The sequence below is a fragment of the Anaeromyxobacter sp. SG66 genome, from assembly GCF_022690805.1.
Taxonomy (GTDB): Bacteria; Myxococcota; Myxococcia; order Myxococcales; family Anaeromyxobacteraceae; genus Anaeromyxobacter; species Anaeromyxobacter soli.
On record NZ_JALCZC010000020.1, the window covers coordinates 1 to 14,284 of the forward strand.

Annotated in this window: 12 protein-coding genes; 9 read left to right on the top strand and 3 right to left on the bottom strand. The window is 74.2% G+C overall.

Going from position 1 to position 14,284, the window contains the following annotated elements; translation table 11 throughout:
* The 6 genes from MNZ39_RS08370 to MNZ39_RS08395 all read left to right on the top strand — a co-directional run.
* Positions 1 to 1,296: response regulator (locus MNZ39_RS08370; protein WP_242337301.1), on the top strand; the 1,296-nt coding region annotated here is incomplete at its 5' end.
* A 7-nt stretch (positions 1,297 to 1,303) separates the two neighbouring features.
* Positions 1,304 to 2,122, top strand: a complete 819-nt coding sequence (locus tag MNZ39_RS08375) for a protein-glutamate O-methyltransferase CheR (RefSeq protein ID WP_242337303.1) — start codon at positions 1,304 to 1,306, stop codon at positions 2,120 to 2,122.
* A gap of 2 nt (positions 2,123 to 2,124) precedes the next feature.
* Entirely contained in the window at positions 2,125 to 2,706 is a 582-nt protein-coding gene (locus tag MNZ39_RS08380; protein ID WP_242337305.1) for a chemotaxis protein CheB, read from the top strand.
* Positions 2,703 to 3,917, top strand: a complete 1,215-nt coding sequence (locus MNZ39_RS24885; RefSeq protein WP_242337307.1) for a hybrid sensor histidine kinase/response regulator — start codon at positions 2,703 to 2,705, stop codon at positions 3,915 to 3,917. The genes MNZ39_RS08380 and MNZ39_RS24885 overlap by 4 nt, the downstream gene beginning before the upstream one ends.
* Before the next feature lie 420 nt (positions 3,918 to 4,337).
* A complete protein-coding gene (locus MNZ39_RS08390) occupies positions 4,338 to 6,896 on the top strand; it encodes a M1 family metallopeptidase (RefSeq protein ID WP_242337309.1) in 2,559 nt (852 codons plus the stop codon).
* A gap of 149 nt (positions 6,897 to 7,045) precedes the next feature.
* The gene (locus MNZ39_RS08395; protein ID WP_242337311.1) at positions 7,046 to 8,344 is read left to right on the top strand and encodes an MFS transporter; all 1,299 of its coding nucleotides are present in this window, start codon (positions 7,046 to 7,048) and stop codon (positions 8,342 to 8,344) included.
* Positions 8,345 to 8,358: 14 nt separating this feature from the next.
* Here MNZ39_RS08395 and MNZ39_RS08400 read toward each other — a convergent pair whose 3' ends face one another.
* Together MNZ39_RS08400 and MNZ39_RS08405 are read right to left on the bottom strand one after the other, a co-directional pair.
* Entirely contained in the window at positions 8,359 to 8,685 is a 327-nt protein-coding gene (locus MNZ39_RS08400; protein ID WP_242337313.1) for a hypothetical protein, read from the bottom strand.
* Position 8,686: 1 nt separating this feature from the next.
* A complete protein-coding gene (locus MNZ39_RS08405; RefSeq protein WP_242337315.1) occupies positions 8,687 to 9,652 on the bottom strand; it encodes a hypothetical protein in 966 nt (321 codons plus the stop codon).
* Between the two features lie 224 nt (positions 9,653 to 9,876).
* On the opposite strand from MNZ39_RS08405, the gene MNZ39_RS08410 reads away from it, so the two are divergent.
* Together MNZ39_RS08410 and MNZ39_RS08415 are read left to right on the top strand one after the other, a co-directional pair.
* On the top strand, positions 9,877 to 11,616 hold the full coding sequence (locus tag MNZ39_RS08410) for a chloride channel protein (RefSeq protein WP_242337317.1): 1,740 nt from the start codon (positions 9,877 to 9,879) through the stop codon (positions 11,614 to 11,616).
* A 217-nt stretch (positions 11,617 to 11,833) separates the two neighbouring features.
* Positions 11,834 to 12,388 carry a TIGR02265 family protein gene (locus MNZ39_RS08415; protein ID WP_242337319.1) on the top strand — a complete coding sequence of 185 codons (555 nt, stop codon included), beginning with the start codon at positions 11,834 to 11,836 and terminating at the stop codon, positions 12,386 to 12,388.
* Between the two features lie 60 nt (positions 12,389 to 12,448).
* Here the strand turns inward: MNZ39_RS08415 and MNZ39_RS08420 are convergent, their stop codons facing one another.
* Positions 12,449 to 12,697 (bottom strand): hypothetical protein, encoded by a 249-nt coding sequence (locus tag MNZ39_RS08420; protein WP_242337321.1) that lies wholly within the window; start codon positions 12,695 to 12,697, stop codon positions 12,449 to 12,451.
* Positions 12,698 to 12,931: 234 nt separating this feature from the next.
* Between MNZ39_RS08420 and MNZ39_RS08425 the strand changes: the two genes are divergently transcribed.
* Positions 12,932 to 14,188, top strand: coding sequence for a TIGR04013 family B12-binding domain/radical SAM domain-containing protein (locus tag MNZ39_RS08425; RefSeq protein WP_242337323.1), 1,257 nt, complete (start codon positions 12,932 to 12,934; stop codon positions 14,186 to 14,188).
* Positions 14,189 to 14,284 lie beyond the last annotated feature (96 nt).

Below are 14,284 nucleotides of genomic sequence, written 5' to 3' on the forward strand. Positions count from 1 at the left end.
CCCGCCGAGCCCGCGCCGGCCGCGAGCCGGCCGCCGCCGGCCCTGCGCGCGACCGCGCCCGCCGCCCTCGCGAAGGCGCCGCCCGACGCCTCCCCGGAGGCGGCGCCTGCGAAGCTCACCGGCGCGCGCCGTGTGCTGGTGATCGAGGACGACCCGGCCTTCGCCGAGGTGCTCTGCGGGCTCGCGCGGGAGCGCAGCTTCGCCTGCGAGCTCGCCACGACGGCGGCCGCGGGGCTCGAGCGGGCGTTCGCGGAGCCCCCCGAGGCGATCGTGCTCGACGTGGGGCTGCCGGACCTCTCCGGGCTCGCCGTGCTCGATCAGCTGAAGCGCGACCCGCGCACCCGCCACGTCCCGGTCCACGTGATGTCGGTCGAGGACTACACCCACGCCGCGCTGGAGATGGGCGCGGTCGGGTACGTCCTGAAGCCGGTGAAGCGCGAGGAGCTCCTCGGGGCGTTCGAGACCCTCGAGCAGCGTCTCCGCGCCGGGGTGCGGCGCATCCTCCTGGTGGAGGACGACCCCGTCCAGCAGGAGAGCCTGTCCCGGCTGCTCTCGGGGCGCGACGTCGAGACCGTCGGCGCCTCGACCGTGGTGGACGCGCTCTCGAAGCTCGGGAGCCAGACCTTCGACTGCGTGGTGATGGACCTCGCGCTCCCGGACGGCTCGGGCTTCGACCTCCTCGAGCGGATGGCCGCGAGCGAGCGGACGCCGTTCCCGCCCGTCATCGTCTACACCGGCCGCTCGCTCGAGCCGGACGAGGAGCAGCGGCTGCGGCGCTACTCGCGGTCCATCATCGTGAAGGGGGCGCGCTCACCCGAGCGGCTCCTCGACGAGGTCACGCTGTTCCTCCACCAGGTCGAGTCCGAGCTCCCGCCGGAGCGGCGCCGCATGCTCCAGGTGGCGCGCAGCCGCGAGGCCGCCTTCGAGGGCCGCCGGGTGCTGGTGGTGGAGGACGACGTCCGCAACGTGTTCGCGCTCGCGGCGCTCCTCGAGGCGCGCGGCGCGACGGTGGACATCGCGCGGAACGGGCGCGAGGCGCTGGAGGTGCTCGCGCGCACTCCCCGCACGGACCTCGTGCTGATGGACATCATGATGCCGGAGATGGACGGATACGAGGCGATGCGGCGCATCCGCGCCGATCCGCGGCTCGCGAAGCTGCCCATCATCGCGCTCACCGCCCGCGCGATGGCGGACGATCGCCAGCGCTGCCTCGACGCCGGGGCGAACGACTACGTCTCGAAGCCCATCGACCTCGAGAAGCTCCTCTCGCTCATGCGGGTCTGGATGCCGCGCTAGGAGACCTTTGGCCTCGCAAGACGTCGATCTGGAGATCCAGCTCCTCCTCGAGGCGATCTTCGAGAAGTACCAGTACGACTTCCGCCGCTACGGCCGGGCCTCGATGAAGCGCCGCCTCGTGCGCGCCGCCCACCGCCTCGGCTGCCGGACGCTGTCCGCCCTGCAGGAGCGCGTGCTCCACGAGCCCACCGTTTTCCCGCAGCTCCTCGAGGACCTCACGATCCAGGTGAGCGATCTCTTCCGCGACCCCTCGTACTTCCGGGCGGTGCGGGAGCGGGTGGTGCCGGTCCTCGCCACGTATCCGTCGGTGAAGCTCTGGATCGCGGGCTGCGCGACCGGGGAGGAGGTCTACTCGTACGCGATCCTGTTGCGGGAGGAGGGGCTCCTCGAGCGGACGATCATCTACGCCACGGACATCCACCCGCCGGCGCTCGCGCAGGCGGAGGCGGGCGTGTTCGCGCTCGAGCGCATGCCCGCGTTCAGCGAGAACTACCAGCGCGCGGGCGGGAAGGGCTCGCTGTCCGATCACTACGTGACCGGCTACGGCGGCGCCGCGTTCGACCGCTCGCTCCGCGCGCGCGTCGTGTTCGCCGACCACAGCCTCGCGACCGACGAGGTCTTCGCCGAGGTGCAGATGGTCTCGTGCCGGAACGTGCTCATCTACTTCGACCGCGGGCTGCAGGACCGGGCGCTGCGCCTCTTCGCCGACGCGCTCTGCCCCATGGGGTTCCTCGGCCTCGGCGCGCGCGAGACCGTCCGCTTCTCCGCCCAGGCCGGGCGCTTCACCGACTTCGATCGGGGAGAGCGGATCTACCGGAGGGCGTGAACGTGGCCGAGCCGCGCATCGTGGTCATCGGCGGATCCGCCGGGGCGATCGAGACGCTCCTCGAGATCCTCCCCGCGCTGCCGCCGGGTTACCCGCTGCCCGTGGTCGTCGTCGTCCACCTGCCCGCGGGGCAGCCGAGCCTCCTGGCGGAGGTCCTCGGCACCCGGAGCGCGCTCCCGGTCGTCGAGGCGGAGGACAAGGCGCGCGCGTGCCCGGGTACGGTGTACCTCGCGCCGCCCGACTATCATCTGCTCCTCGAGGGGGACGGTACGCTCGCGCTGTCCGTCGACGCTCCCGTGCATCACTCCCGGCCGGCCATCGATCCGCTCCTCGAGTCGGCGGCCGACGCCTTCGCGGACGGCGTCGTCGCGGTGGTGCTCTCCGGCGCGAGCAGCGACGGCGCCGCGGGCCTCGCCGCCGTGCGTCGCGCCGGCGGGCTGGCGATCGTCCAGGACCCGGCGACGGCGTCGTCGCCGCTCATGCCCGAGGCGGCCCTCCGCGCCGCGGACCCAGAGCTCGTGCTCTCGCCCGCGGAGCTCCGCGTCCACCTCGCCGCCCTGGGACGGACGGGGGTGAGGCGGTGAGCGGCCCGGAGAAGATCCTCCTCGTCGACGATCGAGAGGAGAACCTCGTCGCGCTCCAGGCGCTGCTCGCGAGGGACGGGCTCGAGATCCACTGCGCCCGCTCCGGCGAGGACGCGCTCGAGCTCGTCCTGCGCCACGAGTACGCGCTCGCGGTGCTCGACGTGCACATGCCCGAGATGGACGGCTTCGAGCTCGCCGAGCTGATGCGCGGCACGCGGCACGCGCGCGGGGTGCCGGTCATCTTCGTGACCGCGGCGGCCCGGGAGCCGGGGCGCGTGTTCCAGGGGTACGAGGCCGGGGCGGTGGACTTCCTGCACAAGCCGCTCGATCCGCACGTCGTCCGCTCCAAGGTGGACGTCTTCCTGCAGCTCGCGCGGCAGCGGCGCGAGCTCGCCGCCCGGCTCGAGGAGCGAGACGGGCTCGTGGCGCAGCTCCGCGAGCAGCTGCGCATGAACGAGACCTTCGCCGGGATCCTCGCGCACGACCTGCGGAACCCGCTCTCCTCCATCCTCACCTCGGCCGAGCTCATCCAGCGCCGCGCCGAGAGCGAGCCCACCGTGAGGACCGCCCAGCGGATCCTGTTCTCCGGGCGCCGGATGGCGCGGATGATCGAGGAGCTGCTCGACTTCACCCGCCTGCGCGTCAGCGGCGGGATCCGCCTGGAGCGGCGAGCCGCGCGGCTCGGGGAGATCGCCCGGCGCATCGTGGGCGAGCTCGAGGGCGAGCACCCGGAGCGGACGGTCGTCGAGGTGCGCGGCGACGACTCCGGCGAGTGGGACGTCGACCGGCTCGGGCGCGTGGTGTCGAACCTCGTCGCGAACGCGCTGCAGCACGGCGAGGATCGGCCGGTGCGGGTCGAGGTGGACGGCGGGGACCCGCGCACGGTGGAGCTGCGCGTCCGCAACGCCGGCGCGATCCCGCGCGAGCTGCTCCCGTCGATCTTCGACCCGTTCCGCTCCGGCGCGCGCCGCGGCAGGCGCGGCGGGCTCGGGCTGGGGCTCTTCATCGTGCGGAGCCTCGTGGAGGCGCACGGGGGCGACGTGGGTGTGGTCTCCTCTCCCGGCACCGGGACGACCTTCGCCGTCCGCCTGCCGCGCCTCGAGCCCGCGCAGTCGCGCGAGGCGCGCGTGGAGACGGGGCCGCGCAGGGAGCCGGACGAGGCCGACGGGCTGGCCGCGCCGGCCGCCCCGAAGGACGGGGCGGGCATCTAAACGGCCGATCATGATTCGAGGACCAGGCGAGCGACGCGAGCCCGCCGGGGCGACGCCGCGGAAGCGGCGAAGCCGCTCGCGGCGGCGCACGGGACCCGGCGGGCAGGGGTGGGGCCCCGACGAGCTTCGCTCGGCGGGGCGGGGGCGCAGCCCCCGTTCGAACATGGCTGAACGACAGCGTGATTCGCGTCACCAAAGGTGATCGCGAATCACGAACTGTCGTTTAGCGCCGCGAGGATGGCGGAGCTCCGGGGCCGTGTCCGCGTAGAGCCGGCTCCGTCCCGGCCCCGGCGGGTCGGCGCGCGCCCGCGCGGGTATCCAGCTGCGCCACGTCACGTGCCCTGCCGAAAGTCGTGGGGAACGCGGCCGTCATCGGTTACGCCTTGCGCGTGCGCCGCGCGCGCGCTCGAGGACCGACCGATGCCACACCCCACCGACGACCGCACCTTCCGGCTCCCGCCCCATCTCCGTCCGCTCCGCTACGAGGCCACTTTGTCCGTCGATCTCGACGGAAAGCGCTTCTCGGGCAGCGAGCGGATCGAGCTCTCGTCCTCGAGGGGGGTGGACGAGATCGTCCTGCACGCCGCCGAGCTCGACGTGACACGCGCCGCGCTCCACGCCGGCGGCCGCGTCCTCGTCGCGTCGGTCACGCCGGCGCCCGCGAGCGAGACCGTCGTCCTGCGCTTCGCGGAGCCGGTGCAGGGCGGGCCGGGCACGCTCGAGCTCGCCTGGACCGGGCGCATGAGCCCGGGGCTCCGCGGGCTCTACCTCGCGGCCCCCGCCCTCTGCGCGACGCAGTTCGAGGCGGCGGACGCCCGGCGCGTGTTCCCCTCGTTCGACGAGCCGGGCTTCAAGGCGACGTGGCGGCTCACGATCGAGGCGCCCGCGGGCGCGGTCGTGCTCTCGAACGGCGCACCCGAGGGCGAGGAGGTGCTCCCCGGGGGCCGCCGGCGGGTGGTCTTCGCCGAGACCCCGCCCTTGCCGACCTACCTCGTCGCGCTCGTCGTCGGCGGGGTGCAGTCCTTCCCATCCGTGAACGTCCGCGGCGTGCCGGTCCGCACCTGGGCCTCGCCCGAGAAGCTCCCGCTCACCGGCTTCGGCCAGGCCGTCGCCGTCGAGGTGCTGCCTCGCCTCGAGGACTACTTCGGCGTGCCGTACGCGTTCGGCAAGGTCGATCAGGTCGGGCTCCCCGAGTTCGAGGCCGGGGCGATGGAGAACGCGGGGCTCATCACCTTCCGCGAGGTCGCCCTCCTCCTCGATCCGGGGACCGCGTCGCTCGCCCAGAAGAAGCGGGTGGCCGAGGTGGTCACCCACGAGCTCGCGCACCAGTGGTTCGGCAACTATGTCACCATGACGTGGTGGGACGACCTCTGGCTCAACGAGGCGTTCGCCACCTGGATGGCGTTCAAGGTCGTGGATCAGTGGAACCCCGCCTGGCGCGTCTGGCTCGAGTTCGACCAGGGCAAGGCGGCGGCGATGCACCTCGACGCCCTGCGCTCCACGCACCCCATCCACGCCGAGATCCGCGACGTGAACGCGGCAGGCGAGGCGTTCGACCTCATCACCTACGAGAAGGGCGGGGCGGTGCTCCGCATGATCGAGGGCTACCTCGGCGCGGAGCGGTTCCGGGACGGGATCCGGCTCTACATGCGCCGCCACGCGAAGGGGAACGCCGTCGCCGACGACCTGTGGGGCGCGCTCGCCGAGGCCTCGCGCGAGCCGGTGGTCGAGCTCGCGAACGCCTGGATCGGCCAGCCCGGGTTCCCGCTCGTGCACGTCCGCCGCGAGGGGCGCGTGCTCACGCTCGAGCAGCGGCGGTTCTTCTCGGAGGGGAGCGCCGCGGGTGGGGAAGACACGGTCTGGCCGGTGCCGCTCGTCCTCCGCCACGGCGACGGCGATCGGGTGACGGAGCAGCGCGTCCTCCTGCGCGAGCGGCGCGCGGAGGTGGAGCTCGCGGGGGCCGACGCGCCCGCCTTCGTCTGCGCCAACGCCGGCGCGACGGGGTTCTACCGGGTCGCCTACGACGCCGCGGGGCTCGAGGCCCTGGGGCAGAACCTCGCCGGGCTCGCGCCCGCGGAGCGCATCCAGCTCGTCTCCGACGAGTGGGCGCTCGTGCGGAGCGGCGAGCGGGAGATCGGGGCGTTCCTCGATCTCGTGACGCGCTTCGGCGGCGAGGAGGATCACGCGGTCCTCGACGAGCTCGTCGCGCGCCTGTCCGCCATCGAGTACCGCCTCCTCGGCGACGGCGACCGGCTCCGCTTCGCGGCGCTCGTCGTGACGCTGTTCGGGCCGCGCCTCGCCGCGTGCGGCTGGGGCGCGGCGCCGAGCGAGGGTGACGAGGTGCGCCTCCGGCGCGCCGCCGCGGTGCGCGCCCTCGGGCTCGTGGCCCGGAGCGCGGGCGTGACCCACGAGGCGGCGGCGCGGCTCGACCGCTGGATCGGCGGCGACCGCGGGGCGCTCGAGCCGAACCTGCACGACGCCGCCGTGGCGATGGCGGCGCGCGGCGGCGACCTCGCGCGCTTCGAGGCGTTCCGCGGGCTCTTCGCCAAGGAGACCGACCCCGCCTTCCGGCGCCGCTGGCTCCTCGCGCTCGCGTCCTTCGAGGAGCCTGCGCTCGCGGCGCGGGGAGTGGACCTCGTCTTCACGGACGAGGTCCCGCTGCAGGACGTCGCCTCGTTCGTCGCGGCGCTCCTCGCGAACCGCACCGCGCGGCGCCCGTTCTGGGACAGGCTGCGGGCGGACTGGGAGGAGCTGCACGGACGGGTGAAGGGAGCGCCGATGCTGCTCCGGCGCGTCGTCGAGGCCATGGGCGCGCTCGTCGAGCGCGGCGAGCTCGAGGAGGCGGAGGCGTTCCTCGCGGCCCATCCGCTCGGCGAGGCGCGCCAGGCCATCGCCCAGACGCTCGAGCGGCTCCGCCAGGACGTGGCGCTGCGCGAGCGGACCCAGGCCGCGGTCGGCGCCTGGCTCGAGGCGCGATAAACGTTCGAACGGGGGACTGCGTCCCCCGCCCCGCTCGCCGGGGCCCGTGCGCTGCCGCGAGCGGCTTCGCCGCCTCCGCGGCGTCGCCCCGGCGGGTTCGCTTCGCTCGCCTGTTCGCGAATCAGGGTCGGCCGTTTAGACTCCCCCGCGTGACCTCGACGCCCGCGGCTCCGCCCGCCCGCCCGACGCCCCCCTGGCTGTTCCTGTTCCTGGACCTCCCGTTCGGCGCGGCGGTCGGCTACGCGATGATCGCGATGCCGTTCTGGCTGCGGCAGGGCGGGGTGCCGCTCGACCGGGTCGGCGCGATCAGCGCGGCGGTGTTCGCCCCGCACGCGTTCAAGATCCTCTGGATCCCGGTGCTCGACATCGGGTCGCTGAAGCGCGCCTGGTACCTCGCCATGACGACGGCGACCGCGGCGCTGCTCGTGGCCGCCTCGCTCGTCCCCGATCCGCTCCGGAACCTCGGCCTCTACACGACGCTCATCATGCTCGCGCAGGCGACGGCGACGACCGGCCACGCGGCCAACAACGCGCTCATGGCCATCACCACCCGCTTCGAGGACAAGGGCAAGGCGGGCGGGTTCTCGATGGCCTCGAACGTGGGCGGTACGGGCCTCCTCGGCGCCCTGGCGCTGTGGGTGTCCGAGCACGTCTCGCCGCGGGCGGGGGGGATCGTGCTCGCGCTCGTCGTCGTCGCGAGCGCCTCGCTCGCGCTCCGGATCGTCGAGCCCCGCCGGGTGGACGCGGCGGTGGCGCGGGCGGGGAGCGTGGCGCGCGCGCTCGGGCTGCACCTGTGGGAGATGACGAAGGACCTCGGCCGGACGGTGCGCAGCCGCGCGGGGTTCACCGGGCTCGTCATCTGCCTCGTCCCCGTCGGCTGCGGCGCCCTCACGAACCTCTTCGCCGGCATGGCGCCCGACTTCGGCGCGTCGGCCCGCGTGGTGGAGCTCGTCAACGGGCTCGGCGGCGGCATCACCAGCGCGGCGGGCTCGCTCGTGGGCGGCTACCTCGCGGATCGGATGAGCCGCCGGCTCGCCTATGCCGTGGCCGGCGGGATCACCGCGCTCTCCGCGCTCGCCATGCTGCTCGCGCCGCTCACGCCGGCGACGTACGCGTGGGGCACGCTCGCGTACTCGTTCGCGAACGGGATCGCCTTCGCGACCTGGGCGGGCATGGTGCTCGAGCTCATCGGCCACACGGCCGCGACGACCACGAAGTACGCGCTCTTCAACTCGGCCTCGAACCTCGCCATCAGCTACGTCACCTGGCTCGACGGCTGGGCGGCGAGCGCGCCGCTCTTCCCGGCGAGCCTGCGCGGCTCGCACGGCTCGCTCGCCATGGACGTGGTGCTCACGTTCACGGGCATCGCGGTGCTGCTCGTCATGGTGGCGGTGGTCCGGCGGCGGGGCGCCCCTGCGACGGTGCCCGAGCCGGGCACGCCGACGTAGCGGCCCCCGTCGCGTCACTGCGGCGGGTACTCCGACTCCGCCTCGACCGACCAGTCGCCGGGCGGCGCGGGCACGGCGGCGCGCACCTCGACCTCCTCGCCGCGGCGCACCTGCGCCGTGCCCTCGGCGGGGATCGTCCGTCCGGTCACCCGATCGCGGAGCCGGAACGTGACCTGGATCTCGCCGTCGCCGCCGGCGTTCCGGATCCGCGCGGCGGCGATCCACCCGTCCGACCGCTGCTCCAGCCAGGTCGCGGCGACCGACGGCCGCGGGCCGGCGCACGCCCGGACCGCGAGGGCTCCGGCGACCGCGGCGACGACGAGGGCGAGCGCGCGCTTCACGTCACTTCCCCGGGACCCAGGGCGGATAGAGGATGAGGGCGGCGAGGATCGACGTCGCCGTCGCGACGACCAGGGCGAGCGCGGTGAGGGACGGGAGCGGATCCGCACGCCGCTCGCTCCGCCCGAGGCTCGCGAGCCCGAGCGGCTCGGGCACGATGGGGAGCTTGTGCTCCGCTTCGTACTCCCAGTGCGGAAGGAACCCCTCGTCGCGAAGGGCAGGGCAGATCGCGGCGAGACGGCGCTCGAGCTCGGCGCAGTCCTCCGCGGTGAGGGTGACGCGAGGCCACAGCCCCTCCTTGCCGAGCGCGACGCCGAGGTTCCGCCCGAACTCGGCGAGCGCGAGGAACTGGTGCGTGGACTCGTCGTCGAGCGTGCCCCACTCCACCACGTCGACCACGCGCCCCTGGCGCCTGCCCGCCACGTCCTGCACCTGGTGCGCGAGGTAGGCGATGAGGTTGTTCGAGCCGTCGCGGCGGTGCGGCGCGTGCTGCACCCGCGCGCCGTCCACGTGGAGCCGCCCCATGGAGCCGGCCGCGTCCTCCACCGCCAGCTCGAACGGGCGCCCGGGAGCGTCCTCCCGCTCGACGAGGACGCTCAGCGCCGCGAGGGGGCTCTCGCCCCGGGGCGGGCCGAGCGCCTCGTGCTTCGCGCGCTCTGCGTGGTCGCGGCCCCGCGTCCTGGCGAGCAGGGCGTAGCGCAGGACGCGGAGCGCGCCCGGGACGCCGCGCGCCCCGAGGAAGCCGACGTAGGCGAAGAAGACGGCGAAGAACGCGAGGGTGAGGGTCTCGACGTTCGACCGCTGCGCGAGCGTGACGAGCACCCTGCCGCGCACCAGGAGGAGCACCTCGCCGGCGAGGGCGCCCACGGCGAGGACGGCGTGCAGCTTCGCGAGCGCGTGGGCACGGCGGGTGAACTCCCGCGCGGTGCGTGCGCCGGGCTCCGAGACGACCTCCTTCGCCGGATCCACTCCCGGAAGCTTGCGCCCCATCCCGGCGGGCGGTAGAGCCCTCGCGGCGAGCGGCGTGGCGGTCCGGCGGGGGCGTGTGCGACGCCGGTGCGCCACCGCAGCCGTTGCCGACGTGCCTGGATCGTGCGGAGCTTGGGACACGGACGGCGCGCGCACGCTTGGCTGGGACGGGAACAGTTCGCGGGACGGGCGCCGCGCAGGGCGGAACGCCCCTCGGCGCGCGAGTGCCGGCGGGGGGCGCACCGCCGCTGTTCTTCCGGTCGCTGCGCGACTTCCTCCGCGTCCTGCCCGGAGCCGCGCAGCGCTTCTGGGTGCTCGTCATCGCGACGGGGTTGCTCTCCGGGCTGGGCGCGGGCGCGCTGCTCTACGTCCTGCGACTCGTCCAGGGGCTCGCCTGGCCGGACGCGGATCGGTTCATCGCCGCGGTCGAGGCGGCGCCGCCGCTCCAGCGCGTCCTCGTGCCCACCCTCGCCGGCGCGCTCGTCACGGTCGTCTATCTGTTCTGGCGGCGGCCGATGGGCGGCCACGGCACCGCGCGCATCATCGAGGCGATCTGGCACCGCGATCGCCAGCTCGCGCTCGGGCCGACCATGGCGCGGGGGCTGCTCTCGATCATCGCCGTCGGCATGGGCGCGTCCCTCGGCCGGGAGGGCGCGCTCGTGCAGGCCGGGGCGTCGTCGGGATCCTGGCTCGCGTCGCGGCTCAGGCTCGACGAGCGGCAGACGCGGGTCCTCGTCGCGTGCGGCGCCGCGTCGGGCATCGCGGCCGCCTACGACACGCCGATCGGGGGCGCGCTCTTCGGGCTCGAGGTGCTCCTCGGCTCGTTCGCGCTCGAGCTGCTCGGGCCCATCGTCGTGTCGTGCGTGGTCGCGACCGCGGTCTCGCGCATCCTGCCCGGCGCGCACATGACTTACATCATCCCGGAGTACGAGCTGCTCCACCCGCGCGAGCTCGTCCCCGGCCTCGTCCTCGCGCCCTTCCTCGGCCTCGCCTCGGTGATCTTCGTCCGGGTGATGGGGTGGGTGGAGGTCACGTTCGAGCGGTTCCCGCGCTGGATGAAGCCGCTCCTCCCGGTGTTCGGGCTCTTCGTCGTCGGGCTCATGTCCGTGCGCTGGGCGCCCGTGCTCGGCAACGGGTTCGACAGCGTGCACGCGATGCTGCTCGGCACCGTGCAGCTCAAGGCGCTGCTGATCTTCCCCTTGCTGAAGCTCGCGGCGAGCGCGCTGTGCACCGGCTCCGGCGTCCCCGGTGGACTCTTCACGCCGTCGCTCTTCTACGGGGCCGCCATCGGCGGCGCGGCGGGCGAGCTCCTCGCGCTCGTCTTCCCGGGGCTCGCGCCTCCCGGCGCGCTCGCCCTCGTCGGGATGGCGGGCGTGCTCGCCGGCACGACGCACGCGGCGGTGTCGTCGGTGCTCATCATCTTCGAGATGACGGGCGACTACGGCGTCATCCTCCCGCTCATGCTCTCGGCCGCGATCGCCGCCGCGACGAGCCGGGCCATCGAGCCCGACTCGCTCTACACCGCGCCGCTTCGCCGGCGCGGCGTGCGGCTCCCCGAGCTGCCCCGCCCGGACTGGCTCCGCCGCACCCCCGTGGCCGCGCTGGTCGTGCCCGACGCCGTGCGCGTCGAGCCGACGCTGCCGTTCGACCAGATGCTGAAGAAGCTCCTCTCCCTGCCTCCGGGGCACGATCTCTACGTGACCACCGTCGACAACGAGCTCCTCGGCGTCATCCAGCTCGACGCCCTGAAGGGCACCATCTCCGATCACGCCCACCTGGGGATGATCGTGGCGGCCGACGTGGTGAACCGGGACGTGGTCCCGATCACGACCACGATGAGCCTGGCGGAGGTGGCGGAGCGCTTCGGGGAGACCGACCTCGACCGGCTGCCGGTGGTCGACGATCGGCGGAGGCTCGTCGGCACCGTCGCGATGCGAGACCTGCTCGCGCAGGGGACGTTCTAGCCGGGGACCTCCCGACGCATGGGCTCACGTTCATCCCGCCCGGGTATGCCGTGGGTGTGTGTAGGCGCAAGCACCGAGAGTGGAGGAGATTGACACCGGCGCGCGGGGAAGGCGAAGTGGCGCGTGCGGTCGATCGCCGCGGAGGCCGACATCCATGCCCGACAGCCCCAGCGCTTCTGCCGTATCGCCCCAGACTGGCGCGCGAGCGACGGGGAAGGTGAAGGGGACCCTTCTCCTCGCGCGCCTGAAGTACCTGGAGGCCCAGGGAGAGGAGAAGTCGGGGCGCGTGGTGCGGCACCTCTCGAAGGCGGATCAGGAGGCGCTCCGCGGGATCGTCCTCCAGAGCGGCTGGTATCCGGCGGACCTCCTGCTCCGCCTGGAGATGACCGCCGCGGCGATCCTCGCGAACGGAGACCGGACGCGGCTGTTCCTGGACATGGGCCGGTTCAGCGCCTCGACGAACCTGGGAGCGGCGGGGGTCCAGCGAGCGTTCGTGCGCGACGGTGATCCCCAGCGGTTCCTCGCGGACGTGCCTCGCATGTACGCGGCGCAGCACTCCTCCGGACACCGCGTCCACGAGGCGACCGGAGAGCGCGCGGCGCTGATCCGCACCTGCGGCGAGGAAGAGGTGGTCGCCGAGGACTGCCTGACGACCGTCGGGTGGCTCCAGCGCGCGATCGAGATCTGCGGTGGTCTCGGCGTCAGCGTGGTGGAGACGCGCTGCCGCGCGCGGAAGGCGGACTGCTGCGAGTTCCGCTGCGAGTGGCGGTAGGCCGATCGAGACGCGCAGCGATCGCGGCGACGACCTGGTCGCCACCGTGCCTCGATCGTCCTAGTCCCAGCAGTCCTTCCGGATGGGGATGTTGTGGCCGCTGGGCTCGCCGCCCGCGCCCCCGGTCTCCGGGCGGCAGGGGCCCTGGCTCGGAGCCCACAGCGCGCCGGAGCCGCGCGCGGTGCTCCCATCGGCCCGGACGATCGACGGGCGGGGAAGCCGCTGCTGGGGGGCCGCCGCCGGGCCCTCCGCGGGACTCCACGCCGGTGGCCGGCGCGGTCGCAGCACGTCGATGGAGCGGGTCGGCATGGGAGCGTTCCGTAACCGCCGCCGAACCTCGGCGCTCGCGATCGTCGGCGAGGTGGGTCGTTCACGATGCGTGTCGTCGCGGTGCAGCGGAAGCGAGCCGCGCGAACGGGCCGCGAGCGCGACCCGACCTCGGCCTCGACCCCGACCCGACCCTGACCAAGACCGACTCCGTCCACCAAGCCCGTCCGGCCGCCCCTTGCCCACCACCGCGACCCGGAGCACGCTCGCTGGGCGGTGACCACTCTCGTCCTCCACTACCGCAGGACCGCCCGCCACGCGCTCAACGTGCTCCTCGGCGCGGTCGAGACGAATCCCGCCACCACGGACGTCCCCGCCGTCGTCGCGACCTCGCCCGAGGCCGTGATCGAAGCCGCGCGGACGGCGTCGAACGAAGGGCGCAGGCCGGTGGTCGCCTGGTCCTTCTACACGGCGAGCTTCGACGAGGTGACCGCGGAGCTCGCCCGCGTGCGAGCCGCGGTTCCCGACCCACGCGTGCTGCACGTCGCGGGCGGGCCGCACGCGAGCGCGGATCCTGCGGGCACGCTCGCGGCGGGGTTCGACCTCGTGGCCATCGGGGAAGGGGAGGAGACCCTGCCCGCGCTGCTCGCGCGCGTCGCGGTGGGGGAGGATCCGCGCGGAGGGCCCGGGCTCGCCTGGCTCGACGGCGGCGGCGTGCGCAGGAGCGGCCGCGCACCGCCCGTGGATCTGGACGAGGTGCCGCCCTTCGCGCCGCGCGCCGGCCGGATCGGGCCGCTCGAGATCACCCGCGGCTGCATCTGGGCGTGCCGGTTCTGTCACACGCCGTTCCTCTTCCGCGCCCGCTTCCGCCACCGCTCGCTCGACTCCATCCGCCGCTGGGCTCGCGCCCTCGCGCGCGTCGACGCTCGGGACCTGCGCGTGCTCACGCCGTCGGCGCTCTCGTGGGGCTCGGACGACGGCGGCTGCGATCTCGCCGCGCTGGAGGCGTTGCTCGCCACCGCGCGCGAGGCGATCGGACCAGCGCGGCGGCTCTTCGTCGGCTCGTTTCCGTCGGAGCTCCGCCCCGAGCACGTCTCCGCCGAGGCGCTCGCGCTGCTGCGCCGCTACTGCGACAACCGGACGGTCGTCATCGGCGGCCAGTCGGGCTCGGATCGGCTGCTCTCGGCGATGCAGCGCGGGCACGACGCGGGCAGCGTGGCGCGCGCGGCCCGGCTCGCCCTGGAGGCCGGGTTCCTGCCGTCGGTGGACTTCATCTTCGGCCTGCCGGGCGAGACCGAGGAGGACCGCGTCGCGACGCGTCAGGCCATGTTCCGGCTCGCAGCCGAGGGAGCGCGCGTGCACGCGCACGCGTTCATGCCCTTGCCCGGCACCCCCTGGGCGCGCGAGCCGCCAGGACGCATCGACGCCGCGAGCGGGGCCATCCTCGAGCGGCTCGCGGCCTCCGGGGCGGCGCACGGTCAATGGCGGCGGCAGGAGGAGCGGGCGCTCCGGTTGCCGCGCAAGGGTGCGTAGACGCGGCGTCAGTGGGCGCTCACGCCCCAAGCGAGCGAGCATCGAATTGACCTAGATCAAACGACAGATCAAGTCGCGGAGTACGTTCCCCCGAGA

Coding starts and splice junctions, on each gene's coding strand:
- MNZ39_RS08390 (WP_242337309.1), top strand. CDS start 4,338: ATGCCACACCCCACCGACGACCGCACCTTCCGGCTCCCGCCCCATCTC.
- MNZ39_RS08420 (WP_242337321.1), bottom strand. CDS start 12,697: ATGCCGACCCGCTCCATCGACGTGCTGCGACCGCGCCGGCCACCGGCG.